The sequence below is a fragment of the Variovorax sp. FW305-3-2-15-B-LB1 genome, assembly GCF_058787635.1.
Window position 1 is genome coordinate 15,277 of sequence record NZ_JBYSZY010000034.1, and the last position, 22,874, is coordinate 38,150.

At 70.4% G+C, this 22,874-nt stretch carries 22 protein-coding genes; 8 read left to right on the forward strand and 14 right to left on the reverse strand.

All coding sequences use genetic code 11. The annotated features are described in order from the left end of the window. Positions 1-48 precede the first annotated feature (48 nt). The 12 genes from AC3WQR_RS20190 to AC3WQR_RS20245 form a co-directional block, all read right to left on the reverse strand. On the reverse strand, positions 49-816 hold the full coding sequence (locus tag AC3WQR_RS20190; RefSeq protein ID WP_062477710.1) for a class II glutamine amidotransferase: 768 nt from the start codon (positions 814-816) through the stop codon (positions 49-51). A gap of 20 nt (positions 817-836) precedes the next feature. Continuing rightward, positions 837-1,469: a CHAP domain-containing protein gene (locus tag AC3WQR_RS20195; RefSeq protein WP_492743271.1), complete on the reverse strand. Its 633-nt coding sequence runs from the start codon at positions 1,467-1,469 to the stop codon at positions 837-839. Positions 1,470-1,532: 63 nt separating this feature from the next. Beyond that, on the reverse strand, positions 1,533-2,645 hold the full coding sequence (locus tag AC3WQR_RS20200) for a class II histone deacetylase (protein WP_492743272.1): 1,113 nt from the start codon (positions 2,643-2,645) through the stop codon (positions 1,533-1,535). Continuing rightward, positions 2,642-3,673, reverse strand: coding sequence for a branched-chain amino acid ABC transporter permease (locus AC3WQR_RS20205; protein ID WP_492743273.1), 1,032 nt, complete (start codon positions 3,671-3,673; stop codon positions 2,642-2,644). Before AC3WQR_RS20205 ends, AC3WQR_RS20200 begins: the two co-directional genes overlap by 4 nt. Before the next feature lie 14 nt (positions 3,674-3,687). Then, positions 3,688-4,554, reverse strand: coding sequence for a branched-chain amino acid ABC transporter permease (locus tag AC3WQR_RS20210; RefSeq protein ID WP_492743274.1), 867 nt, complete (start codon positions 4,552-4,554; stop codon positions 3,688-3,690). 13 nt (positions 4,555-4,567) lie between these two features. Further along, on the reverse strand, positions 4,568-5,266 hold the full coding sequence (locus tag AC3WQR_RS20215) for an ABC transporter ATP-binding protein (RefSeq protein WP_492743275.1): 699 nt from the start codon (positions 5,264-5,266) through the stop codon (positions 4,568-4,570). Further along, positions 5,253-6,008 carry an ABC transporter ATP-binding protein gene (locus AC3WQR_RS20220; RefSeq protein WP_492743276.1) on the reverse strand — a complete coding sequence of 252 codons (756 nt, stop codon included), beginning with the start codon at positions 6,006-6,008 and terminating at the stop codon, positions 5,253-5,255. Before AC3WQR_RS20220 ends, AC3WQR_RS20215 begins: the two co-directional genes overlap by 14 nt. Continuing rightward, the gene (locus AC3WQR_RS20225) at positions 6,005-7,315 is read right to left on the reverse strand and encodes an ABC transporter substrate-binding protein (RefSeq protein WP_307636095.1); all 1,311 of its coding nucleotides are present in this window, start codon (positions 7,313-7,315) and stop codon (positions 6,005-6,007) included. The genes AC3WQR_RS20220 and AC3WQR_RS20225 overlap by 4 nt, the downstream gene beginning before the upstream one ends. Before the next feature lie 107 nt (positions 7,316-7,422). Then, positions 7,423-8,406 carry a Bug family tripartite tricarboxylate transporter substrate binding protein gene (locus tag AC3WQR_RS20230; RefSeq protein WP_492743277.1) on the reverse strand — a complete coding sequence of 328 codons (984 nt, stop codon included), beginning with the start codon at positions 8,404-8,406 and terminating at the stop codon, positions 7,423-7,425. Between the two features lie 68 nt (positions 8,407-8,474). Then, positions 8,475-9,929, reverse strand: a complete 1,455-nt coding sequence (locus AC3WQR_RS20235; protein ID WP_492743278.1) for an amidase — start codon at positions 9,927-9,929, stop codon at positions 8,475-8,477. A gap of 101 nt (positions 9,930-10,030) precedes the next feature. Next, a complete protein-coding gene (locus tag AC3WQR_RS20240) occupies positions 10,031-11,026 on the reverse strand; it encodes a helix-turn-helix domain-containing protein (protein ID WP_159273608.1) in 996 nt (331 codons plus the stop codon). 125 nt (positions 11,027-11,151) lie between these two features. After that, positions 11,152-11,682 (reverse strand): MarR family winged helix-turn-helix transcriptional regulator, encoded by a 531-nt coding sequence (locus AC3WQR_RS20245; RefSeq protein ID WP_307636092.1) that lies wholly within the window; start codon positions 11,680-11,682, stop codon positions 11,152-11,154. A gap of 143 nt (positions 11,683-11,825) precedes the next feature. On the opposite strand from AC3WQR_RS20245, the gene AC3WQR_RS20250 reads away from it, so the two are divergent. From AC3WQR_RS20250 to AC3WQR_RS20285, 8 genes are read left to right on the forward strand one after another with little or no spacing between them, the layout of a single operon-like run. Then, positions 11,826-13,268 (forward strand): NAD-dependent succinate-semialdehyde dehydrogenase, encoded by a 1,443-nt coding sequence (locus AC3WQR_RS20250; RefSeq protein WP_492743279.1) that lies wholly within the window; start codon positions 11,826-11,828, stop codon positions 13,266-13,268. 35 nt (positions 13,269-13,303) lie between these two features. Next, complete coding sequence (locus AC3WQR_RS20255; protein ID WP_447740517.1) at positions 13,304-14,683, forward strand: aminotransferase class III-fold pyridoxal phosphate-dependent enzyme; 1,380 nt, start codon at positions 13,304-13,306, stop codon at positions 14,681-14,683. Beyond that, positions 14,680-15,924 (forward strand): Tm-1-like ATP-binding domain-containing protein, encoded by a 1,245-nt coding sequence (locus AC3WQR_RS20260; RefSeq protein WP_492743280.1) that lies wholly within the window; start codon positions 14,680-14,682, stop codon positions 15,922-15,924. The genes AC3WQR_RS20255 and AC3WQR_RS20260 overlap by 4 nt, the downstream gene beginning before the upstream one ends. Further along, positions 15,921-16,592 (forward strand): HAD-IA family hydrolase, encoded by a 672-nt coding sequence (locus AC3WQR_RS20265; protein WP_492743281.1) that lies wholly within the window; start codon positions 15,921-15,923, stop codon positions 16,590-16,592. The genes AC3WQR_RS20260 and AC3WQR_RS20265 overlap by 4 nt, the downstream gene beginning before the upstream one ends. A gap of 11 nt (positions 16,593-16,603) precedes the next feature. Further along, positions 16,604-17,995, forward strand: coding sequence for a transaminase (locus tag AC3WQR_RS20270; protein ID WP_492743282.1), 1,392 nt, complete (start codon positions 16,604-16,606; stop codon positions 17,993-17,995). Further along, positions 17,992-18,789, forward strand: coding sequence for an SDR family oxidoreductase (locus tag AC3WQR_RS20275; RefSeq protein ID WP_159278765.1), 798 nt, complete (start codon positions 17,992-17,994; stop codon positions 18,787-18,789). Before AC3WQR_RS20270 ends, AC3WQR_RS20275 begins: the two co-directional genes overlap by 4 nt. Further along, the gene (locus tag AC3WQR_RS20280) at positions 18,786-19,556 is read left to right on the forward strand and encodes an SDR family NAD(P)-dependent oxidoreductase (RefSeq protein WP_492743283.1); all 771 of its coding nucleotides are present in this window, start codon (positions 18,786-18,788) and stop codon (positions 19,554-19,556) included. The genes AC3WQR_RS20275 and AC3WQR_RS20280 overlap by 4 nt, the downstream gene beginning before the upstream one ends. Positions 19,557-19,610: 54 nt before the next feature. Next, positions 19,611-20,030, forward strand: a complete 420-nt coding sequence (locus tag AC3WQR_RS20285; RefSeq protein WP_062479768.1) for a hypothetical protein — start codon at positions 19,611-19,613, stop codon at positions 20,028-20,030. Positions 20,031-20,049: 19 nt separating this feature from the next. Here the strand turns inward: AC3WQR_RS20285 and AC3WQR_RS20290 are convergent, their stop codons facing one another. Beyond that, positions 20,050-21,135 (reverse strand): ABC transporter substrate-binding protein, encoded by a 1,086-nt coding sequence (locus AC3WQR_RS20290; protein ID WP_492743284.1) that lies wholly within the window; start codon positions 21,133-21,135, stop codon positions 20,050-20,052. Between the two features lie 137 nt (positions 21,136-21,272). Further along, positions 21,273-22,763 (reverse strand): DHA2 family efflux MFS transporter permease subunit, encoded by a 1,491-nt coding sequence (locus AC3WQR_RS20295; protein WP_492743285.1) that lies wholly within the window; start codon positions 22,761-22,763, stop codon positions 21,273-21,275. Positions 22,764-22,874 lie beyond the last annotated feature (111 nt).

Consider the following 22,874-nt stretch of genomic DNA (forward strand, 5'->3'; position numbering starts at 1 on the left):
CTTGCGCTGTTGCAAAAAAGTGTCAGCCAAAAGACTGAATTTCGGGCCTCAGCGCGGCATCCGTTGCCCGTCCACGAACACATGCAACTCGCCCGAGGCGAAGGGCGTCCAGGTCTCGTTGGTGGTGAGCGGCGCAGTCACCACCACGGCCACGCGGTCGGTGGGCGTGGTGTGCTGGGCGAAGTCGATCTCCAGGTCTTCGTCCGAGAGCTGCGCCGTCACGAAGGGGTGGCGGCGTTCCACGTACCAGAGGTTGGTGGAGGCATGCGCCCACAGCGCCTGCCCGTTCGACAGCATGAAGTTGAAGGTGCCGTGCGCCGCCAGCTGCGGCGCCAGTTCGCGCAGCGTGAGCGTGAGCTCCTCGACGCTGGGCACGCCCGCGTGCGACTTGGCCAGCTCCTGCATGATCCAGCAGAAGGCGTGCTCGCTGTCGGTGTTGCCCACCGGGTGGAAGTTGCCGTGCAGGCGCGGGCGGAAGTCCTTCAGGTCGCCGTTGTGGGCGAACACCCAGTAGCGGCCCCACAGCTCGCGCACGAAGGGGTGGCAGTTCTGCAGGTTGACCTCGCCCTGCGTCGCCTTGCGGATGTGCGCGATGACGTTGCGGCTTTGAATGGGGTAACGCCGGATCAGCTCCGCCACCGGCGACTCGCAAGCGGGCTGGTGGTCGACGAAGTGGCGCAGCCCGCGGTCCTCGAAGAACGCGATGCCCCAGCCGTCGGCATGGTGGTCGGTGCGGCCACCGCGCTGCGCGAACCCCGTGAAGCTGAAGGTCACGTCGGTCGGCGTGTTGCAGTTCATCCCTAGCAATTGGCACATGGCTGTGATTAGACCGCGATTCAGGGTTTGGGGGAGGCGACGGCGGCGGTGGGCAGCCGCAGCCACCCGAGCACGCGCCCGGTGCCCAGCTGCGCGCGCCCCTCGGCGGTAAGCACCAGCGGCAGGCGCTCGCGCGAGGTGCCGAAGGGCCCAGGGTTCTGCTGCACGATCTCGACCGCGTCGGCGTCCACGCGCGACACGATCGCCACGTGGCCGTAGGGATTGAAGAGCCACGGCGCGAACACCACGATGTCGCCCACGGCCGGCGCACTCGCGCCGCCGTTGCGGTGCTGCACCAGGTTGCGCGCCGTGTTCAGCGCACCGTCCGCCACGGCCGCGTCGAAGAAGGCCTTGGCATGGCCGCGCGCCTCGGGCATGCGGTGCTGGTGCCGCTCGTAGTAGTAGCGCTTGACGAACTCCACGCACTGCCAGCGCAGGCCGATGTTGTAGCCGTCGGGCGCCACGCTGCGCCCGTCGACGTGGTTGATGGCGCCGTTGTAGTACACCGGCACGCCCTCGAACTGGTCGATCACCTCGCCGGGCGCATGCGTCGGGTTGACGTTGAAGCGGCTCGCGCCCCACAGGCCGAGCAGGGCGACGAGGACGAGGGCAGAGAGAACGACGACGGTGCGGCGGGAGATGAAACGGGGCATGGACTCTGAAGCAGGACGCGCGGCCATAAGCCGGCAGCGACGAGCTTAGTCCATGCCGCCGCCTCAGAGCCCGTGCAACGCCGCCATCTCGCCCATCAATTCACGCTGGAACGCATCGAAGCGCGCCGAGGGCTGCTGCAGCCCGAAGAAGTCGCTGAACGGATCTTCCACCTCGGTGCGGTGGCCCGACAGTTCTTCCACCACCGCCAGTCCGCAGAAGGGCACGCAGGCTTCCGAGTAGCCGCCCTCGTGCACCACCACCACGCGCCCGTCGCAGTGCTTCGCGGCCAGCGCGTTGACCTGCCGCATCATCTGGCGGAACGACTCGGGGTGCAGCTGCATGCGCGCCAGCGGATCGACGCCGTTGGCGTCCAGCCCGCTCGCCACCACGATCAGCTCAGGCCGGTAGCGGTCGATCACCGGCGTCACGATGCGCTCGAAGGCATGCATGTAGGCCGCGTGCCCGCCGCCGGGCTGCAGCGGGATGTTGACGTTGAAGCCCAGCCCCGCGCCCGTGCCGCGGTCTTCGGCGCCGCTGTAGCCGGGCGGGAAGCAGTTCTCCTGGTGCAGCGAGAGCGTGAGCACGTCGGGGCGGTCGTAGAAGATTTCCTGCGTGCCGTTGCCGTGGTGCACGTCCCAGTCGATCACGGCCACGCGGCCCAGGCCGTGGCGCGCCTTCATGGTCTCGATGGCCACTGCGATGTTGTTGAACAGGCAAAAGCCCATGCTGTGCTCGCGCAGGCAGTGGTGGCCCGGCGGGCGCGTGAGCGCGAAGGCGTTGCGGTGGCGGCCCTGCAGCACGCTGTCCATCGCGGCAATGGCCAGCCCGGTCGAGAGCTTCGCGATCTCGTAGCTGCCCGGGCCGAAGGGCGCGACCTCGCCCAGGTCGCCGCCGCCGGCGTCGCTGGCGGCCTTGAACTTCTGCAGGTAGCCGGCGGGGTGCACGCGCTGCAGGTCTTCTTCGCTGGCCATCGGCGCGCTCAGCACGTCGAGCTGCGCGCTCAGGCCCGACACGTCTATCAGCGACTTGATGCGCCGCTTGGAATCGGGCGACTCGGCCATGCCGCTGCCGGCCATGGGCTGCACCCAGCCGCCCACCGGCAGGAACAGCGCATGCAGCCCGCCGGGCACGTGCCAGAAGGTGCGTTCGTCGTGAAAGAAGGCGGTGGTCTTCATGCGGTGCGTCCTTGTGTGGAGGGAGGAAGAGGTGCGGGCAGCGAGGCTTCGTCGCGCGGTGGTGGATGGCGCTGCACGCTCAGGCCGCGCCAGCCCCAGCGCTCGCGCGCCAGCCCCCACAGGCCACGCGGTGCCAGCAGCATGACAGCGATGGCGATGCAGCCCATCGCGATCAGGTACCAGCCGCCCGACATCGCGAACCAGGTGTTGAACAGCTCGCGCAGCCCGAAGTAGATGACGGTGCCGATCAGCGGCCCCTCGATGGTGCCGATGCCGCCGATGATCACGATGAACATCGCCGTCACCACCCAGTTGATGTCGAAGGCCGAGTCGGGCGAGACGAACATCGTGCCCATGAAGTGCGCCCCGCCGGCCAGCCCGAAGCCCAGCCCCGACAGCACGAAGGCGATGAAGCGGTTGCGCCACACGTTCACGCCGATGCTCGTGGCGGCCAGTTCGTTGTCGCGCACCGCCATCAGCCCCAGGCCGAAGGGCGAGCGCATCAGCAGGTACACGCCGGCCACTGCCGCCAGGCCGATGGCGCCCGAGATCCAGAACGCGTTCTGCTGGAAGGTCTCGGCCTCCACCAGCCGCACCGCCTGCAGCGGCACGCCCGACTCGCCGCCGAACAGCGGGAACTTGGCGACCAGCAGGCGCACGATCTCGGCCATCACCCACATGCCGATCGAGAAGTAGGCATCGCGCAGGCGGAACATCAGCGGCGCCACCACGGCGGCCAGCAGCGCGCCGCCCAGGCCCGCCACCGGCACCATCCAGTAGGGCGAGATGCCCAGCCGGTCGGAGGCCACGAACAGCAGGTAGGCGCCGATGCCGGCAAAGGCCTGGTGGCCCATCGACACCAGCCCGGTGTAGCCGGCCAGCAGGTTCCACATCTGGGCCATGGCCAGCGTGATCAGCACCTCGCTGAGCAGGCGCAGCAGGCCGCCGTCGGCCACGGTGGGCGCGAAGGCGATGGCAAGGGCCGCGGCGGTGAAGCCGAGCCAGGGGGCGAGGGACGGATGGCGCATTGAAGTCAGTGATCTCAGGTGCGGGAACCTGCGATGCCGTTGGGGCGCACCATCAGGACCGCGAAGAACAGCAGGTGGGCGTACAGCGCGCCCGCGTTGGAATCGAGCCGCTGGCCCACGAGCTGCGCCACGCCCAGCGCGATGCCGCCGACCAGCGCCCAGCGGAACGAGCCCAGGCCGCCGATGATCACGACCTCGAACGCGCCCAAGAGCCGTTCCACGCCCGAGAAGGGTGTGAACGAGGTGCGCAGCGCCAGCAGCAGCCCCGCCACCGACGCGAAGGCCAGCGACAGCCCCATCACCACCGCATACACATGGCGCGGGCGCACGCCCATCGTACGCACGATCTCGCGGTGGTCCGAGGTGGCGCGCACCACCAGCCCGAAGCGCGAGTGCTGCAGCAGCCACTGCAGCGCGCCGAAGGCCAGCACCGCGAGCACCAGCACCAGCACCGGGTACCAGCCGATGCGCAGCCCGCCGATCTCGAAGCCGGCCGTGGCCAGCGCGCCGCCGTCGAGTGCGCGCGGGTCGGCGCCGAACAGCTCGACCATCAGGTTGCGCAGCACCACCGCGATGCCGAAGGTGACCAGCACCGGCGTGAGCGGATCGTCGGTGGCCACCGCGCGGTTCAGCAGCAGCCGCTGCAGCAGGTAGCCCATGCCGAAGGCCGCCAGCGCCACCGGCGCGATGAAGATGAGCGGCGACACGCCGGGGAACTGCGTGGCCAGGAAGACCGCGAAGTACGCCGCGAGCACCACGAACTCGCCGTGCGCGAGGTTGACCATGCGCATCACGCCGAAGACCAGCGCCAGCCCGAGGCCGAAGAGCGCGTAGAGGCCGCCGAGCAGCACGCCGTTGATGAGGGTTTCGAGCCAGGCCATGGTGGGGAGGTGTTCAGTGTCCGAAGTAGGCGTTGGCGATCTGCGCGGCGCTGAAGTCCGTGGCGCGGCCCGCGAGCGTGACGCGTCCCTTGAGCAGGCAGTACACGCGCTGCGCGATGCGGCAGGCGCGCGTCACGTCCTGCTCCACCACCAGCAGCGCCGTGCCCTGTGCGCGGATGTCGCCGAAGGCGCGGTAGATCTGCTCGATGACCACCGGCGCCAGGCCCAGCGAGATTTCGTCGCACAGCATCAGGCGCGGGTTGGCCATGAGCGCGCGGCCGATGCTCACCATCTGTTGCTGCCCGCCCGACAGCTGCGTGGCCGGCCGGTGGCGGAACTCCTGCAGGATGGGGAACAGCGCGTACACCGTGGGCAGCGTCCAGTGGCCGGTCCGGCCGCACAGCGCGCCCATGCGCAGGTTTTCTTCCACGGTGAGCGAAGGAAACAGCATCCGCCCCTCGGGCACCAGCGCGATGCCCCGGCGCGCGATGCGCTCGGCCGGCTCGGCCTCGATCGCCTGGCCGTCGAAGCGGATGCCGCCCCGGCTGCGCGAGCCCAGTCCGGCAATGGCGCGGATCAGCGTCGACTTGCCCGCACCGTTGGCGCCGATGAGCGCGGTGGCTTCGCCCTCCGCCACGTCGAGCGAGAGGTCGAACAGCGCCTGCAGGTCGCCGTAGTGGCTGCACAGCTCGCGCACTTCAAGCAGCGGCATGGGTGCTCTCCTGCAAGGTGTCTTCGTCGCCCACGCCCATGTAGACCTCGCGCACCTCGCGGCTGGCCATGGCGGCGGCGGGTGTGTCTTCCAGCAGCTTGCGGCCGAAGTTCAGCACCATGATGCGGTCTGCGACGGCCATCAGCGCCTGTGCGATGTGCTCGATCCAGATCATCGCCACGTCCTGCTTCAGCTCGAGCACCAGTGCCACCAGCACCTGCACCTCGGCCTCGGTGAGACCGCCGGCGATTTCGTCGAGCAGCAGCAGGTGCGGCCGCGCCGCCAAGCCCTTGGCCAGCTCCAGGCGCTTGCGGTCCAGGAGCGGCAGGCGGCCGGCCGGCACGTCGGCGCGGTCGGCCAGGCCGGTGCGCTCCAGCACGGCCCAGGCCTGGCGCGCGGCCTGCGCGCGCGGCAGCCGCGCGGCAAAGGTGGCGGCGGCCAGTGCGTTCTCGTAGGCGCTCAGGTGTGCGAAGGGCTGCGGGATCTGGAAGGCGCGCGCCACGCCCAGCCGCGCCCGCGCATCGGCGTGCAGCCCGACGAGTTCGCGGCCTTCGAGGCGGATGCTGCCCGCGTCGGGCACGGCCACGCCGGTGATCAGGTTGAACAGCGAGCTCTTGCCCGCGCCGTTCGGCCCGACCACGCCCAGGCACTCGCCGCGTGCGAGCGAGAGCGCCACCTGGTCGGCCACGACGATCTCGCCGTAGCGCTTGCACAGGCCGTCGATGACGAGGCAGTCGGTCATGCAGCCTTCAGTTGCGACAGCAGCTTGAGCTCGTCTTCCACCGGAATCTGCTTGGCGGTGCTGTTGTGCGTGATGACCAGCTCGTACGGGAACTTGCTGCCCGCCTTGGTCTTGCGCCACTGGCCCGCCACCATCGGCGTGACGGCCACGCTCTTGATCGGGCTGCCCTTGAAGTCGATGCGCCCCACCACCGAATCGAGCTGCAGGTTGGCCAGCGCGTCGCGCACGGCCTTCTTGTCCTTCGGGTTGGTGGCGTTCTTCAGCGCGGCAATGCCGACCTCGAACAGCGCGTGGCCGTAGCCGATGGGCTGCGTCCATTGCTTGCCGGTGGTGGCCTCCCAGTCGGCCGCCAGCGCCTTGGCGCTCTGGCCCGTGAGCGACGATTTGAACGGGAAGTTCGGCGTCCACCAGACCTCGGTCGACATGCCGTTGCCCGCCGCGCCCAGCGACTCCACCGCGCTCGGGAACAGGAACGACGCGGCCATCGTCACCACCTCGGGCCGGTAGCCCGCCTGCTGCGCCTGCTTCCAGAAGGTGGCGAAGTGGTTGGCGTAGGCAAAGCCCGAGACGATGTTCGCGCGCGCCGCCTTGAAGCTGGACACCTGGTTGCTGAAGTCGTCGGTCGCGATCTTGAAGAAGCCGCCGTTGGTCTCCTTGTAGCCGCGCTGTTTCGCGCCGCCCGGGATGCCCGTGGCCGGATCGGCGAAGGCGTGGCCCGGGCCGTTGTCGATGTACAGCGTGCCCAGCGTGCGCTCCACCTTCAGCGGCTCCCACATGCCGAAGAAGTTCTTCAGCACGTCGTCGGCGCCCCAGAAGAAATGGAACGAGAACGGAAAACCTTTTTGCGGCGTGGAGCCGCGACCGAAGGTGATGGCCTGCCACGGCCCCATGGTCGAGACCATCGGCACGCCGTTGACGTCGCACAGCTGGCCGGCGGCCAGCGCCGCGTCGCTGTCCTGCACCAAGAGCAGGTCGACCTTCTCGCGCAGCAGCAGCTCGCTGGACATGGTGGCGCCGCGGTTGGCATCGGACTGCGTGTCGCGCACCACGATCTCCACCTTGTAGGTCGTGCCGCCGATGGTCAGGCCGTCCTTCAGCGCGGCGCGCACGCGCTCCAGGCTCCAGGGGTCGGCCTCGCCGAAGTTGGCGCGAACGCCCGACAGCGTGGTGAGGTAGCCGATCTTGATCGTCTTCGATTGCGCATGCGCCAGTGCAGGCACGCCGGCCAGCGCGGCCGCGCCGCCGCCGATGACGAGTTGGCGGCGCGTGAGGGCGCCGGAGGCTGCGGGGAAAAGGTCGGCGGACATGGAGGTTCTCCTTGGCGGATGAAGGATGGACAGGTCCGCATCCTCTCTCTGCGCGCCGCCGCGGCGTTATCGAAAACTGGCAAAACGCGGGCCCGTGCCCGCGGATGTCATTCGGGCCGCAGGTTCACCGACTTGGCGATGGCGCGGTAGCGCTCCATGTCGGCCTGGTAGCCGCGGCGCAGCTCGGCCAGCGTCTGTTCGGGCGCCACCTTGCTGCCGCCGAGTTCCAGCGCGCGGCGCAGCTCGGGCTTGAGCATCATCTGGTTGAAGGCCGTGTGCAGCCGCTGCTGCGCTTCCTCGGGCACGCGGTGCGACACCTGGATGCCCGCCCACAGGCTGTAGACGAAGTCGTCCAGGCCCTTGCTGTTGCGGATCAGCGGAATGGCCGTGAAGCGCTCGTGCGGCGCCGAGGCCGCGATGCCCAGCACCTTGACCTTGCCGGCGTCCAGCAGGTCGGGCACGTTGCCGGCCAGCGGCGCAAACACCAGGTCGATCTGCCCGCCCAGCAGGTCGTTCACCAGCGGCGCAAAGCCCTTGTAGGGCACGTGCAGCATCTTGGTGCCCGTCTGCTGCATGAAGCGCTCGCCCAGCAGGTGGTAGAGCGACCCGGGGCCGATGCTGCCGTAGCTCAGCTCTTTCGTGTCGGGGCGGCGCAAGAGTGCGATGAGTTCGTCGACGCTGCCCGCGCCCAGGTCCTTGCGCGCCAGCAGCACCATCGAGGTGACGGCCATCACGCCGATGGGGCGGAAGTCCTCGGCCTTGTAGCGCGCGCTGCTGAGCGTGAGCGGCGTGAGCATCAGCTCCATCGGCGAACCCAGCAGCAGGGCCGTGCCGTCGGCCGGCGCGTTGGCCGCCTTCATCACGCCGAGCGAGCCGCTGGCGCCGGGCACGTTGTCGACGATGGCCGGCTGGCCCAGCAGCCGCGACAGCTCGGGCGCGGCCAGCCGTGCGTTGATGTCGGAGCCGCCGCCCGCGGGGTAGGGCACGATCAGGTTCAGGGTCTTGCCCCCCAGGCCCTGTGCCAGGGCGGGCAGGGCGATGGGGGACAGGCCGGCGGCCAGGCCGGCAGCAATCAGCGAACGTCTGCGCATGGGTTCTCTCCTCGGGTTGTGTGAGATGTGTCGGAGTACGGAAACAGGGGGGCTTGTTGTTGCTGCTACTACTGCTGCTGCAGCGGCGGCTGCACGTTCGCGAAGGGCACGGCCTGGTGCCAGCCATGCGCCATGCGCAGCACGTCGAGGTCCGCGCCGGGGCGGCCGATGAGCTGCAGGCCCATCGGCAGGCCGCGCGTGCCCTCGGCCTGCGAGAAGCCGGCCGGGATCGCCATCGCGGGCAGGCCGGCGAGCGAGGGGCCGATGGTCACTTCCATCCAGCGGTGGTAGGTGTCCATCGCGCGGCCACCGACTTCGCGCGGCCAGTGCGTGTCGGCCGGCAGCGGGAACACCTGCGCGGCCGGCAGCACCAGGAAGTCGAAGCGTTCGAAGAGCTGCAGCAGCGCGGCATGCCACTGCGTGCGCGTGACGGCCGCCTCATGCAGCGCGGCGGCGCTCAGGCGTTCGCCCTGTTCGATCTCCCAGCAGGCCTCGGGCTTGAGCTGCGCGCGCGTGGCCGGGTCGGCATGCAGCCCGCGCAGCGCACCGGCGACGATGAAGCCGCGCAGGCGCAGCCAGGCGGTCCACAGGGCGTTGAAATCGAAGGCGGGCACGGCAGGCGCGACGCTGCAGCCCAGCGTGTCGAAATGCCGCAGCGCCGATTCGCACAGCGCCATCACGCCCGGGTCCATCGGCAGGTGGCCGCCGAGGTCGCCGAGCCAGGCGATGCGCTTGCCGCGCAGCTCTGCGTCGAGTGGCTGCGCAAAAGCCTCGCCGTCACCGGCCAGGCTGAGCGGCGAGCGCGCGTCATAGCCCGCCTGCACCGACAGCAGCCAGGCCACGTCCTCCGGCGTGCGGCCCATCGGTCCTTCGCAGCCCAGCTGCTGGAAGAACAGCTCCGGCCCCGGCCCGGTGGGCACGCGGCCCATCGACGGGCGCAGGCCGTAGACGTGGTTCCAGGCCGCGGGGTTGCGCAGCGAACCCATCATGTCACTGCCGTCGGCCACCGGCAGCATGTGCAGCGCGAGCGCCACCGCGGCGCCGCCGCTGCTGCCGCCGGCCGCATGGTCGAGGTTCCATGCATTGCGCGTGGTGCCGAACACCGTGTTGTAGGTGTGCGAGCCCAGGCCGAACTCGGGCGTGTTGCTGCGGCCCACGAAGAGCGCACCGGCGCGGCGCAGGCGCTCGACCATGATCGCGTCGTGCGGCGTGACCTGCTTCGCGAACACGGGGCTGCCCATGGTGGTCGGCAGCCCGGCGGTGGCGACGAAATCCTTCGGCGCCATCGGGAAGCCGTGCAGTCGGCCCACCGCGTCGCCGCGCGCCAACTGTGCATCGCAGGCATCGGCCTGGCGCAGCATTTCCTCGGCGGGTTGCAGCGACACCAGAGCGTTGACCTGCGGGTTGAAGCGGTCGATGCGTGCAAGGCAGGTCTGCATCAGCTCGCGGCACGAGAGCTCGCGGCGTTGCAGGGCGGCGGCGAGCGAACGGGCGCTGGGAAGGGGGGGCAGCGTGGCGGACATATGGCGGTCAACGATAGCGACCGCCTCCGCAAGCAGGTATCAAAAAACGGCAAAACTGGCGCCCCGAAAACCGAGGGATTCCCCTCGGCCCGTGCACCGGATCAGTGCCTCGTGAGCGCCGCGCCGCGCAGCGTCTGCGAGGGCAGCTCGCCGAACTGGCGCCGGTAGTCCGTCGCGAACTGGCTCAGGTGCCAGAAGCCCCAGTGCGCCGCGATGTCCTGCACCGAGCGCGACTCGGGCCGCTTCAATGCGCGGCGCACGCCGTTCAGGCGCAGCGCCCGCAGGTAGCGCGCGGGGCTCAGGCCCAGCGTTTCCTGGAAGCAGTAGTTCAGCTTGCGCTGGCTCGCGCCGATGCGACTGCACACCTGCAGCATCGACAGCGGCTCGTCGGGCCGCGACATCATCAGCTCGCAGGCGCGGCGCACCACGCGGCGGTGCGCCTCGGTGGAGCGCAGCTCGCGCAGGTCGACGTCTTCGGGCAGGGCGTTGAGCCACGCCAGCAGCACGTCGTCGCGCAGCTGCACCGTGGCGACGGGGTCGTCGAGCAGGCCGGGCATCGCGTCGAGCGCGCTGAAGGCGCCGCGCAAGGTGCCGCGCAGCGACTGCATGGTGGGGTCGTCGAAGTGCAGCACCACGCGCCGTTCGAGCCAGGCCGGCGGCGCGCGGTCGTTCAGGCGTTCGGTGAGCGACTGCAGCAGCGCGTTGTCGACCACGATGCCCGTCAGCTCGAAGCCCGGCGGGCTGCACAGGTCGAGTTCGTCGCAGCGCCCGACCATCACCGATTCGGTGTCCAGCCGCTGGCCCGAGAAGCGCGCCTCGCCGTCCTGCCGGCAGGTGAGCGCAAAGCCGCAGCAGTCGGGATTCATCTCGCCGTGCTGGCGCAGCGCGCGGTTGGTGGTCTCGCGCACCAGCCGCAGGCCGGGCAGTTGCACGTGGTCGAGAAAGCCGGCGAAGCTGCCGCCCGAGAGCATGTCGCACGCCAGGTGCCAGCCGTTCTGGCCGCTGGCGTAGGCGTCGATGTCGTGCGTGGACAGGGTCCAGCGCGTCGCGACGGTGGGGGCGGGGGCAGGAAGAACGGAGGCGGTCTGGCTGGTCATGGCGGTCCGGCGAAGCGGTGGCAGGGGCGTGAAGACCCGTGCCGGAAGCAATCTCCAGACCAGATTGTTTCGTTGACAACGATCTTAAAGTGACAGGGCAAACCCCTAAGCCACCCGACCGTGCCCTATTCGAGCTCGCCGCTGGGCTCGAAGCCGGTGGTGCTGTCGAACAGCTTCTGCACGATGGTCTGCAGCACCTGGCGCTCATCTGCGGTGAGCTGCGAGAACAGGCGCTGCGCGGTGTCGTGCGCCAGCGGCACCATGTCGCGGTACAGCGCCAGGCCTTCTTCTTCGAGCGACACGATGACCTTGCGGCGGTCGTCGGCCGAGGGGTGCATGTTGGCCAGCCCCAGGTCCACCAGCCGGTGCTGCGCGCGGCTCACGCGGGCCTTGTCCATGCTCGTCTTCTGTGCGATTTCGAGCGCCGACAGTGCACCGTACTTGCCCAGCACCACGACGATGCGCCACTCCGGAATCTGCAGCGAGAAGCGGCTGGCGATCGACTGGCCCACCGTCTGGCTCACGCGGTTGGCGACCACCGAGAGTTGAAAGGGCAGGAAGGTCTCGAGGTCGAAGGCCGGGGCGCTCGCGGCGCTGCTGCGTGCCTTGGACAGGGGCTTGGCGCTGGGCCGGGAAGGGGTGCGTGAACGGGGCACGGTGAGGTCGTGGCGTGGAGGCGTCGTGAAAGAAGATCGGCGCGGACAGTATAGGAAGGCCCTTGCGCATCACGCACGAGGCTGCGCGAGGTTTGCCAGTTTTCGATAACGCGCCAAGGGGCTCGCTCCCTATCGTGCAGGGCATGGACTACCCTGAACTCGCACTGCACATCGCCGGCCAATGGCGCACGCAGACCGCCGGCGGCCGCCGCGCGGTCGTCAACCCCGCCACCGAAGCAACGATCGCGCAGCTGCCGCTGGCCGGCCGCGACGAACTCGCCGAAGCGGCCGCGTCCGCGCGCCGCGGCTTCGTGCAGTGGCGCGGCAAGAGCGCGCTCGAGCGCTGCAACATCCTGCGCACCGCCGCGCAGAAAATCCGCGAACAGGCCAAGACGATTGCGCAGGTGCTCACGCTCGAGCAAGGCAAGCCGTTGGCCGAGTCGCTGCGCGAGGTCACGCTGTCGGCCGACATCATCGACTTCCAGGCCGAAGAGGCCAAGCGCCTGTACGGGCGCCTCGTGCCGCCGCGCGTCGAGGGCATCCTCTCGCAGTCGGTGATGCGCCAGCCCGTGGGGCCGGTGGCGGCCTTCACGCCGTGGAACTTTCCGGCCAACCTGCCGGCGCGCAAGCTCGCGAGCGCACTGGCGGCTGGCTGCAGCGTGGTCATCAAGCCGGCGGAAGAAACGCCGGGCACCTGCATGCTGCTGGTGCGCGCCTTTCTCGACGCGGGCGTGCCGCCCGACGCGCTCAACATGGTGTGCGGCGACCCGGCCGAGGTGTCGTCCTTCCTCATCGACCACCCGGCCATCGCCAAGGTGTCGTTCACCGGCTCGGTGGCCGTGGGCAAGCTGCTGGGCGAGCAGGCGGCGCGGCACGTGAAGCGCTTCACCGGCGAACTCGGCGGCCACGCGCCGGTGATCGTGTGCGACGACGCCGACTTTCCCTTCGCGCTCAAGCAGTCGCTGGCCGCCAAGTTCCGCAACGCGGGCCAGGTGTGCGCGTCGCCGATCCGCTTCTACGTGCCGCGCGCCCGCTTCGGCGAATGGAGCGAGGCCTTCGTCCAGGCCGCGCGCGCACTGCGCCTGGGCGAGGGCACCGACCCCGCCACGCAGATGGGCCCGCTCGCGCACGCGCGCCGCATCGAGGACATGCAGCGCTTTGTCGACGACGCCGTGGAGCGCGGCGCGCAGCTGCTGTGCGGCGGCCACCGCGTGCAGCGCCCCGGCTTCTTCTTCGAGCCGACCGTGATCGCGAACGCACCGGCCGACAGCCGCGTGATGCGCCAGGAGCCCTTCGGCCCCATCGCCGTGCTGCAGCCCTACGACACGCTGGACGAAGCCATCGCCCAGGCCAACGCCTTGCCCTACGGCCTGGGCGCCTACGCCTTCACGCGCGACCTGCACACCGCGCACCGCCTGGGCGACGCGCTCGAGGCCGGCATGGTCGGCATCAACCACTTCGGCGTCTCGCAGCCCGAGATGCCCTTCGGCGGCTGGAAGGAAAGCGGCATCGGCCAGGAGATGGGCGCCGAGGGCCTGCTGCACTACACCGAGGTCAAGACCCTCACCGTCGGCGTGCCGTGCTGAGCATGAGCACACATCGAATACTTCCGGAGACCTGCATGACAACGACCGATGCCGCCGCCGTGGCGGCGCTCAAGCAAGACAACGCCCAGTACCTGTGGCACCCCATGGCGCATCCGCAGGCCATGCTCAAGAGCAAGCCCGACATCATTGCGCGCGGCCAGGGCTGCTGGATCTGGGACGTGGACGGCCACAAGATGCTCGACGGCGTCGGCGGCCTGTGGGCCGCGAACCTGGGCCACAGCAACCAACCGGTGCGCGACGCGATCGTCGCGCAGCTGGACGAGCTGCCCTTCTACAACGTGTTTCGCGGCACCACGCACCCGCGCGCCATCGAGCTGTCGGCGCGCCTGGTCAAGACCATGGAACCCGACGGCGTGGCCGCCGTGTTCTTCAGCAACGGCGGCTCCGACGCGGTGGAAGGCGCGCTCAAGCTCGCACGCCAGTACTGGAAGCTCAAGGGCCAGGCCGACCGCTTCAAGTTCATCGCGCTGCGCCAGGGCTACCACGGCGTGCACTTCGGCGGCATGAGCGTGAACGGCAACCTGAACTTCCGCCGCGCCTACGAGCCGCTACTGCCGGGCTGCTTTCACGTCGACACGCCGTGGCTCTACCGCAACCCCTACACGCAGGACCCGGAAGAACTCGGCGAGATCTGCGCCACGCAGCTGGAGCGCGAGATCCAGTTCCAGGGCCCCGACACCGTGGCCGCCTTCATCGCCGAGCCGATCCAGGGCGCGGGTGGCGTGATCGTGCCGCCGCCCAACTACTGGCCGCGCGTGCGCGAAATCTGCGACAAGTACGGCGTGCTGCTCATCGCCGACGAGGTCGTCACCGGCTTCGGCCGCGGCGGCGCGATGTTCGGCACGCGGCTGTGGAATGTGAAGGCCGACCTGTGGTGCCTGGCCAAGGGCATCTCGTCGGGCTACGTGCCGCTGGGCGCCACCGCCATCGGCAACAAGGTGGCCGAGGTCTTCCTCAACGACCCCACGGGTCAGGCCGCGGTGGGCCACGGCTACACCTACAGCGCGCACCCGGTGGCGGCGGCTGCGGCACTCGCCACGCTGGACCAGATCGAGGCGCTCGACGTGCCCGGCAATGCGGCGCGCGTGGGCGCGCATTTCCAGGCGCGCGTGCGGCCCTTCGTCGACAAGTTCAGCTTCGTCGGCGACGTGCGCGGCATGGGCCTCATGCTGGGCATCGAGATGGTGGCCGACAAGGCCACGCGCACCACGCTGCCGCGCGGCAACCCGATCGCCGCCAAGGTGGCGCAGGCGGCCTACCAGCGCGGGCTGATGGTGCGCATCTCGGGGCCGAACCTCATCCTCTCGCCGCCGCTGGTCATCACGCGCGAAGAGGTGGACTTCATGGTCGATGCGCTCGAAGGTGCGTTCGCCGACGTGGAAGCGACGCTGTGAGTGCATCGCCCACGATCCTGCTGATCGGCACCGCCGACACCAAGAGCGCCGAGCTGCTGTTCATGCGCGAATGCATCGAGGCCGGCGGCGGCCGTGTCGTCGTGATGGACGTGGGCGTGCTCGACGGCGCGCCCTTCACGCCCGACATTCCCAACACCGAGGTGGCCGCGGCTGCAGGCAAGACCGTCGCCGAGGTGGCGCAAAGCGGCGACGAGAACAGCGCCATGACGCTGATGGCGCGCGGCGCCGCGAAGCTCGCCGCGCGCTGGCAGGCCGAGGGCCGCATCGACGGCCTGCTCGCGCTGGGCGGCACCATGGGCACCGACCTGGCGCTCGACGTGGCGCAGGCGCTGCCGCTGGGCGTGCCGAAGGTGCTGGTGTCGACCATCGCCTACTCGCACCTGCTGCCGCCCGAGCGCATTCCGCCCGACCTCATCATGGTGCTGTGGGCCGGCGGGCTCTACGGCCTCAACAGCCTGTGCCGCTCGGCCCTGAGCCAGGCCGCGGGCGCGGTGCTCGGCGCCTGCCGTCAGGCCCGCGTGCCGGCCTTCGAGAAGCCGTTGGTGGGCATGACCTCGCTGGGCTCCAGCGCGCTCACCTACATGAAGACGCTCAAGCCCGCGCTCGAGGCGCGCGGCTACGAAGTCGCCGTGTTCCACACCACCGGCATGGGCGGTCGCGCCTTCGAGGCGCTGGCCGCCGAGGGCCGCTTCTGCGCGGTGATGGACTTCAGCCTGCAGGAGCTGGCCAACCAGCTCGGCGGCTCGTGCGTGACGGCCGGGCCTGATCGCCTGCTCGGCGCCGGCCGCGCGGGCACGCCGCAGATCGTCGCGCCCGGTGCCATCGACATGCTCGACTACCCGGCCTGGCAGTCCACGCCCGAAGGCCTGGAAGGCCGGCCCACGCACATCCACAACCGGCTGCTGGCCTCGGCACTGAGCGCGCCCGCATTCCGCCGCGATGTGGCGAGCGAGATCGCGCGCCGTCTCGCGCGCGCCGAGGGGGCCACCTGCCTGCTCATGCCGCTGCAGGGCATCGAAGGCTGGGACCGCCCCGGCGAGCCGCTGCACGACCCCGAAGGCCTCGCGGCCTTCACCGAGGCACTGCGCGGCAGCGTCGACTCGGCGCGGCTCGTTGAGCTCGATGCGCACATCAACGACAGCGCCTTCTGCGACGCCGCACTGCAGGTGTTCGACGCCTGGGTGGCCGACGGCACCGTGCCCGCAGGGAGCCGCGCATGAGCCCCACCGCACAAGCCCTCGTGCTCGACTTCGGCGGCGTCATCAGCCGCACGCTGTTCGAGACCCACGCACTGACCGAAGAGGCGCTGTCGCTGCCGCGCGGCACGCTGACCTGGCGCGGCCCCTTCGACCTCGCGAGCGATCCGCTGTGGCGCGACATGCAGGCCGACAAGCTCTCGGAGCGCGACTACTGGATGGCGCGCACGCGCGAAGTGGGCGCGCTGGTCGGCGAACGCTGGGACCGCATGGAGACCTTCGTGCAGCGCGCACGCGGCGCCGACCCCGAAGCCGCCATCCGCCCCGAGGCGCTCGCGGCCATCGAGGCGGCGCGGCGCGCCGGCTGCCGGCTCGCGATCTTGTCGAACGAGCTCGACCTGTTCTACGGCGCGGGCTTTCGCCAGCGCCTGCCCTTCATGAGCGCCTTCGACGTGGTGGTCGATGCCACGCACACCGGCATCCTCAAGCCCGATGCGCGCGCCTACCAGCAGTGCCTGGACCAGCTCGGCCTGCCCGCCGACGCCTGCGTGTTCGTCGACGACCAGCTGCGCAACATCGCCGGCGCACAGCGCGTGGGCTTGCGCACCGTGCACTTCGACGTGATGCATCCGGGCGCGAGCTATGCGCAGGCGCTCTCGATGCTGGGCGTTTCTTCCTCTCTTTCTTCCTGACCGAGTTCCCGATGACCCCGACCTTCGAACCCACCGTGCCGCGCGAGCGCGTGCAGGCCCTGATGCAGGCCGAACAAGATCGCTACGCGCGCACCCACGCGCGCAGCGGCGAACGCTTTGCCCAGGGCCAGCAGGCCTGGCTCTACGGCGCGCCCTCGCACTGGATGCGCCGCTGGATCGGCGGCTGGCCGCTGTACGTGCAGGACGCGCAGCTGCCTTACGGCGCGCGCTTTGTCGACGTGGACGGCAACGGCTATGCCGACTTCTGCCTGGGCGACACCGGCGGCATGTGCGGCCACGGCCACCCGGCCGTGGTGGAGGCGCTCACGCGGCAGGCGCGCGTGGGCAGCTCGCTGATGCTGCCCACCGACGACGCGGCCTGGGTCGGCGAAGAGCTGTCGCGCCGCTTCGGCCTGCCGTACTGGAACCTCACGACCTCGGCCTCGGACGCCAACCGCGCCTGCATCCGCCTGGCGCGCATGGTCACGGGACGGCCGCGCGTGCTGGTGTTCTCGGGCTGCTACCACGGCTCGGTGGAAGAGGCGCACGTGGAGCTGCGCGACGGCGCCGTCGCGATGCGCAACGACATCCACCCCAACGGCTTTCCGCACGACCAGCTGTCGGCCGTGGTCGAGTTCAACGACGTGCCCGCGCTGGAGCGCGCGCTGCGCGCCGGCGACGTGGCCTGCGTGCTGGCCGAGCCGGCCATGACCAACTACGGAATGATCGCGCCCGCGCCCGGCTTTCACGACGCGCTGCGCCGCCTCACGCGCGAGACCGGCACGCTGCTGGTCATCGACGAGACCCACACCATCTCCAGCGGCCCCGGCGGCTACACGCGCCAGCACGGGCTCGCGCCCGACATGTTCGTGATCGGCAAGGCCATCGCCGGCGGCATTCCCGCCGCGGCCTTCGGCCTGAGCGCCGAGACCGCCGAGCGCGTCTGGCAGGTGCTTCCCAAGCTGCATCCGACGAAGCGCCAGTCGGCGCACGCCGGCTTCGGCGGCACGCTGGCGGGCAACGCGCTCACCGTGGCCGTGATGCGCGCGGTGCTCTCGCAGGTGCTCACGCCCGAGGCCTTCGATCGCATGCTGGTGCTCGCGCAGCGCCTGGCCGAAGGCGTCAACGCCAGCATCGCCGCGGCGGGATTGCCGTGGCATGCGACGCAGGTCGGCGCGCGCGTGGAGACGCTGTTTTGCGCCGACGCGCCGCGCAACGCGAGCGACGTGCGCCGCACGCGCGACGGCGCACTCGAAGCGCTGCTGCACCTGTACATGATGAACCGCGGCGTGCTCATCACGCCCTTCCACAACATGATGCTGTGCTGCCCCGGCACCACCGAGCGCGAGGTGGACGAGCACAACGCGGCCTTCGCCGAGTTCGTGCGGGAGTGCAAGGGATGAGCACGCCCGATCTCTTCGGCCTGCAGGGCAAGGTCGCGCTGGTGACGGGCGGCGGGCGCGGCATCGGCGCGGCCATCGCGCAGGTGTTCGCCGAAGCGGGCGCGTCGGTGCTCATCGCCAACCGCACCGGCAGTGCGGGCGAGGCGGTGGCGGCGGAGCTGCGTGCGCGCGGCTTCGCGGCGCAGGCGATGGCCTGCGACATCGGCCGGCGCGACGAGGCCGAGCGCGCGGTGGCCGAGGCGGTGCGCGTGTTCGGAGCGCTCGACATCGTGGTCCACAACGCGGCCGTCAACCCCTGGGCCGCCATCGACGCGATGACCGACGAGCAGCTCGAGCACACGCTGGCCGTCAACCTCAAGGCCTGCTTCTGGCTCACGCAGGCCGCTGTGCCGCACCTGCGCGCGCGCGGCGGCGGGCGGCTGCTCGTCACTTCGTCGGTGACCGGGCCGCGCGTGGCCATGCCGGGCAGCGCGCACTACGCGGCCAGCAAGGCCGGCGTGAACGGTTTCATCCGCACCGCAGCGTTGGAGTACGCGCGCGAGGGCATCACCGTGAACGGCGTGGAGCCGGGCTACATCGCCAAGCAGGGCGGCTCGCTGCTGTCCGATCCGGCGAAGGCCGCGCGCATCGCGCGCCACATCCCGGCCGGCGAACTGGGGCGGCCTGAAGACATCGCCTACGCGATGCGCTTCCTGGCGAGTCCGGCGGCGCGCTACATCACGGGGCAGACGATCGTGGTCGATGGCGGCTCGACGCTGCCTGAGAGTCCGTTCTTCGCGGAGCAACCGACATGAGCGCGCGCCTGCACGGCAAGGCCTGCCTCATCGTCGGTGCAGCGACCGGCATCGGCGCCGCCGTCGCCGCGCGTTTCGCGGCCGAGGGCGCACGCGTCGCGGTGGCCGGCTGGCCGCGCCCGCAGCCCGTGGGCGAGGGCCCGGCGCTGGACTGTGACGTGACCGACGACGCGGCCGTGCGCGCCACCGTGGCCGCGGTGCAGGCCGCCTTCGGGCGCATCGACGTGCTCGTGAACTGCGCCGGCATCGTCCGCAACGACGACGCGGCCGACATCGACGACGGCGATTGGCACCGCCTGCACGAGGTCAACCTCGGCGGCACCATGCGCTGCCAGCGCGCCGTGCTGCCCGGCATGGTCGCGCAGGGCGGCGGCGCCATCGTCAACATCGCCTCGGTCGCGGCCTTCAATGCGGGCGCCGGCATGGCCAGCTATGCGTCCAGCAAGGCCGGCGTGGTCGCGCTCACGCGCTCGGCCGCGCAGGCCTACGGCCCGCACGGCGTGCGCGTGAACGCGCTGTGCCCCGGCTGGGTCGACACGCCGATGAGCCGCCAGGAGATGCGCGACCTGGCCGCCGAACGCGGCATCGGCGAGGACGCCGCGCGCGCGCAGACGATGGCGCGCATCGCGCTGGGCCGCATGGCCACGCCCGAGGAGATGGCCGCCGCCTGCCTGTTCCTGGCCAGCGACGAAGCCTCGTTCGTGACCGGCGCGGCGCTGGTGGCCGATGGCGGGGCGCGGGTGCCTGCAGCCGCACGCGCGGTGTAGGAGACGCGTCGCCCGCCCGGGCGTATGCTTGCGCGCCGCGGAGGGTTTTCAAAGATGCTTCCCATCGTCGTTGCGCTCATGGCGACCGTCATCCTGCTGGTCTGGATGGGGTTCTTCATGATGGGCTCGCTGCCCTTGCTCGTGCTCTCGCACGACACCCCGCTGGATTCGCGCTTCATCCGCGGCCTGTTCAACGTCTATTACGTGGCCGTGGTGCTCACCGCGAGCGCGGCGGCGCTCAGCTATGCGTGGTGCGGCAAGCCCTTCTTCGCGGTCGGCATGGCCTTCATCGCCGGCTTGGCCTTCGCGTTGCGCCGCTGGCTCATCATTCCGCGCATGGACCTGCTGCGCCACACGATCCCGGCGACGGACACGTCGATCGTGCAGTTCCGCAAGCTCCACATCGCTGGCATGGTGCTCAACGTGATGCAACTGGGCACGGTGGCCTGGGCGCTCACGCAGCTGGGGTTGTGAGCAGCGCCGGCCTCTGTTTCTAGCGCAGGAACCGCCCTTCCTTCGTCACCCGCACCATCTCGATGAAGCGCGAGCCCGTGTTGCTCGCGCCGGTGAAGTCGATCTCCATGTTGCCGATGCGCAGCTTCATCGCCTTCAGCGTGGCGTGCAGCTTCGCGCGCGTGAGGTCGCGGCCGGTGCGGCGCAGGGCCTCGATCATCACGAGCGCGTTCACGTAGCCCTCGTAGCTGAGGTAGCCGATGTCGACCTTGGCGCGCTCGGCCAGCTGGCGGAACTCGCGCGCGGTGGCGTCGACCTCGCTCCAGGGGTAGGGCACGATCTGCGAGATGGCCAGGCCGCTGGTCTTGTCGCCGACGAGCTTGGCCGTGACGTCGCCCGGCACGATCGACATGCCGTAGAACATCTGGCGACCGCCGGCGGTCCAGGCGCTCTTCATGACCTCGCCGCCGATGCCGCCGCCCAGGTACATGAGCACGGCCTGCGCCTGGCTGTCGGCCAGCGCCTTGCCCGCGGCCTCGTTGGTCGTGCCGTCGCCCTTCACGGGCACCGCCGCCACGGGTTTGAGCTTGAGCGTGTCGAGCGCCGCCTCGACCAGCCGCGCCACTTCGGCGCCGCCGGGGTTGTCCAGGTAGGCGACAGCGATGCGCGAGACGCCGATGGTGCTCAAGTGCTGCACCAGCGCCTGCGCCTCGCGCGCGAAGGTGGCGCGCACGAAATAGCCTGCGCCGGCGACCTTCTCGCGCGCCGAGTCCGACACCGCGTAGCCGCCCACCATCGGCGCGCCGCTCTGGCCCAGCACCTTGGCGGCGGCGGCCGTGGTGCCCGAGCCCACGCAGCCGAAGAAGGCGAAGGCGCGGTGCTCGGCGAGCAGCTTCTCGTAGTTGGCGACGGCCTTCTCGGGCTTGAGCTCGTCGTCGAGCGAGACCAGCTTGAGCTTGCGGCCCGCGAGCCCGCCCTGCGCATTGACCGCGTCGAAGGCCAGCCCGGCGCCGGCCATCACGACCTTGATCGGCACGCCCAGCGGCCCGCTCAGGATGCCGGTGTGGCCGAGGACGATCTCGCCGTCGCTGACGCCGCTCTCGGCGGCCAGGGCGGTGGAAGGCAAGGAAAGGAGGGGGCCGAGTCCGGCCGTCGCCGCGGCCGAGGCGGCGAGAAAACGTCTGCGATGCATGGAACCGATTCCGCTTTTAGATACAACTGATAACAATTGAAAGCGAAAGCGAGTCCCCGCGCCGCCGGGGTTTACCCCCTGTGTTGCGCCGTGTCCTCGCCGGGCGGCTCGCGCAGCTGCCAGGCCGCGCAGACGGCCAGCGCGCACAGGCCGGCCAGCATCAGGAACACCTCGTCGAAGGCGGCCAGCCGCGCCGGCGTGCTCACCGGGTTGGCGAGCGAGTCGCCGTGCGCCGCCAGGCGCCATTCGAGAATGATGGCGCACAGGCTCACGCCCACGGCGCCGCCGAGCATGCGCACGAAGCTGATCGCGCTGGCGCCCTGCGGGATGAGCGGCTTGGCCAGCGGGCGCATCGACCCGAGGTTGAGCGAGGGCAGGATGAAGCCCAGCCCGATGCGCCCGACGATCGCGAACACCACCAGCAGCCACAGCGGGCTGTCCAGCCGCAGCACGGCCATGAGCGCGAACGACACCGCCAGCAGCGCCAGGCCGATGCTCACCAGGAGCCAGGTCGGTTGCTTGTCGGCCAGCCGGCCCACGCCCGCGATGGTGAAGGCCAGCACGATGCCGGCCGGCAGCAGGGTGGTGCCCACGTGCGAGGCCGACAGGTGCAACCCCACCTGCATGTACACCGGCAGCAGGTAGGTCGAGCCGAACAGCGCGGTGCCGTAGATGAAGGCGACCAGGCTGCCCATGGCGAACTGGCGGTAGCGAAAGAGCGCGAGGTTCATGAGCGGCGCGCCGCCCGAGGCCATGAGCCGGCGCTGCCACCACACGAAGGCGGCAAAGGCGATGAGCGCGCCGGCCAGCAGCAGCGCGGCCTGCAGCGGCGAATCGCCGCGCAGCTCGACCAGTCCGTTCAGCAGGCACAGCGTGCCCACGGTGCCCAGCGCCAGGCCGCGCGCATCGAGCCCGCTGCCGCGCGTCGCGGCCACGCCGCCGGGCGCGGTCTTGGGCACGAACTTGTAGGCCAGCCAGATCGAGGCCAGGCAGAAGGGCACCACCATGAAGAAGATCGAGCGCCAGCCGAACAGGTCGACCAGCACGCCGCCGATGCTCGGCCCGATGGCCGGCGCCAGCACCACGCCCATGCCGAAGATGCCGCTGGCGCGGCCCTGCTCGTGCGGCTCGAAGGCGCGCAGGATGATGATGGCCGGAATGGGCTGCACCACGCCCGCCGCCAGCCCCTCGGCCACGCGCGCCAGCAGCACCAGCGGGTAGTGGTTGGCCACGCCGCCCACGATGCCGCCGGCCAGCAGCAGGAGCATGGTGCCGACGTAGGTGCGGCGGTAGCCGTAGCGCGACAGCAGCCAGGGCGTGGTGAGCATCGACACCGTCATGGCCACCATGAAGCCCGAGCTCACCCACTGCGCGCGCTCCTGGCCCAGCGCGAAGTGGTGGCTCATGTCGGGGATCGCCACGTTGACGATGGTCGAGGACATGATGGACGCCATCGTCCCCACCATGACCGACAGCAGCAGGTACCAGCGGTAGCGCTCGCCGTAGCGGGCGCGCAGGACACCCATGGAGGGCGGCGTGTCAGGGGTTTGTGGGGAGGTCATGGGGCGGCGCAGGGACGGTCGCGGGTCCGTCGTCCTACAAGCATATCGGTGTTTGCGGCGTCGACCGTGCGCGGGCCGGTCGCACAATGCGGCGGCTGTCCCCTGTGCGTC

Coding starts and splice junctions, on each gene's coding strand:
- AC3WQR_RS20190 (WP_062477710.1), bottom strand. CDS start 816: ATGTGCCAATTGCTAGGGATGAACTGCAACACGCCGACCGACGTGACC.
- AC3WQR_RS20275 (WP_159278765.1), top strand. CDS start 17,992: ATGAGCACGCCCGATCTCTTCGGCCTGCAGGGCAAGGTCGCGCTGGTG.
- AC3WQR_RS20250 (WP_492743279.1), top strand. CDS start 11,826: ATGGACTACCCTGAACTCGCACTGCACATCGCCGGCCAATGGCGCACG.
- AC3WQR_RS20270 (WP_492743282.1), top strand. CDS start 16,604: ATGACCCCGACCTTCGAACCCACCGTGCCGCGCGAGCGCGTGCAGGCC.
- AC3WQR_RS20220 (WP_492743276.1), bottom strand. CDS start 6,008: ATGACCGACTGCCTCGTCATCGACGGCCTGTGCAAGCGCTACGGCGAG.
- AC3WQR_RS20195 (WP_492743271.1), bottom strand. CDS start 1,469: ATGCCCCGTTTCATCTCCCGCCGCACCGTCGTCGTTCTCTCTGCCCTC.
- AC3WQR_RS20295 (WP_492743285.1), bottom strand. CDS start 22,763: ATGACCTCCCCACAAACCCCTGACACGCCGCCCTCCATGGGTGTCCTG.
- AC3WQR_RS20280 (WP_492743283.1), top strand. CDS start 18,786: ATGAGCGCGCGCCTGCACGGCAAGGCCTGCCTCATCGTCGGTGCAGCG.
- AC3WQR_RS20265 (WP_492743281.1), top strand. CDS start 15,921: ATGAGCCCCACCGCACAAGCCCTCGTGCTCGACTTCGGCGGCGTCATC.
- AC3WQR_RS20255 (WP_447740517.1), top strand. CDS start 13,304: ATGACAACGACCGATGCCGCCGCCGTGGCGGCGCTCAAGCAAGACAAC.
- AC3WQR_RS20240 (WP_159273608.1), bottom strand. CDS start 11,026: ATGACCAGCCAGACCGCCTCCGTTCTTCCTGCCCCCGCCCCCACCGTC.
- AC3WQR_RS20210 (WP_492743274.1), bottom strand. CDS start 4,554: ATGGCCTGGCTCGAAACCCTCATCAACGGCGTGCTGCTCGGCGGCCTC.
- AC3WQR_RS20205 (WP_492743273.1), bottom strand. CDS start 3,673: ATGCGCCATCCGTCCCTCGCCCCCTGGCTCGGCTTCACCGCCGCGGCC.
- AC3WQR_RS20225 (WP_307636095.1), bottom strand. CDS start 7,315: ATGTCCGCCGACCTTTTCCCCGCAGCCTCCGGCGCCCTCACGCGCCGC.
- AC3WQR_RS20230 (WP_492743277.1), bottom strand. CDS start 8,406: ATGCGCAGACGTTCGCTGATTGCTGCCGGCCTGGCCGCCGGCCTGTCC.
- AC3WQR_RS20285 (WP_062479768.1), top strand. CDS start 19,611: ATGCTTCCCATCGTCGTTGCGCTCATGGCGACCGTCATCCTGCTGGTC.
- AC3WQR_RS20215 (WP_492743275.1), bottom strand. CDS start 5,266: ATGCCGCTGCTTGAAGTGCGCGAGCTGTGCAGCCACTACGGCGACCTG.
- AC3WQR_RS20200 (WP_492743272.1), bottom strand. CDS start 2,645: ATGAAGACCACCGCCTTCTTTCACGACGAACGCACCTTCTGGCACGTG.
- AC3WQR_RS20235 (WP_492743278.1), bottom strand. CDS start 9,929: ATGTCCGCCACGCTGCCCCCCCTTCCCAGCGCCCGTTCGCTCGCCGCC.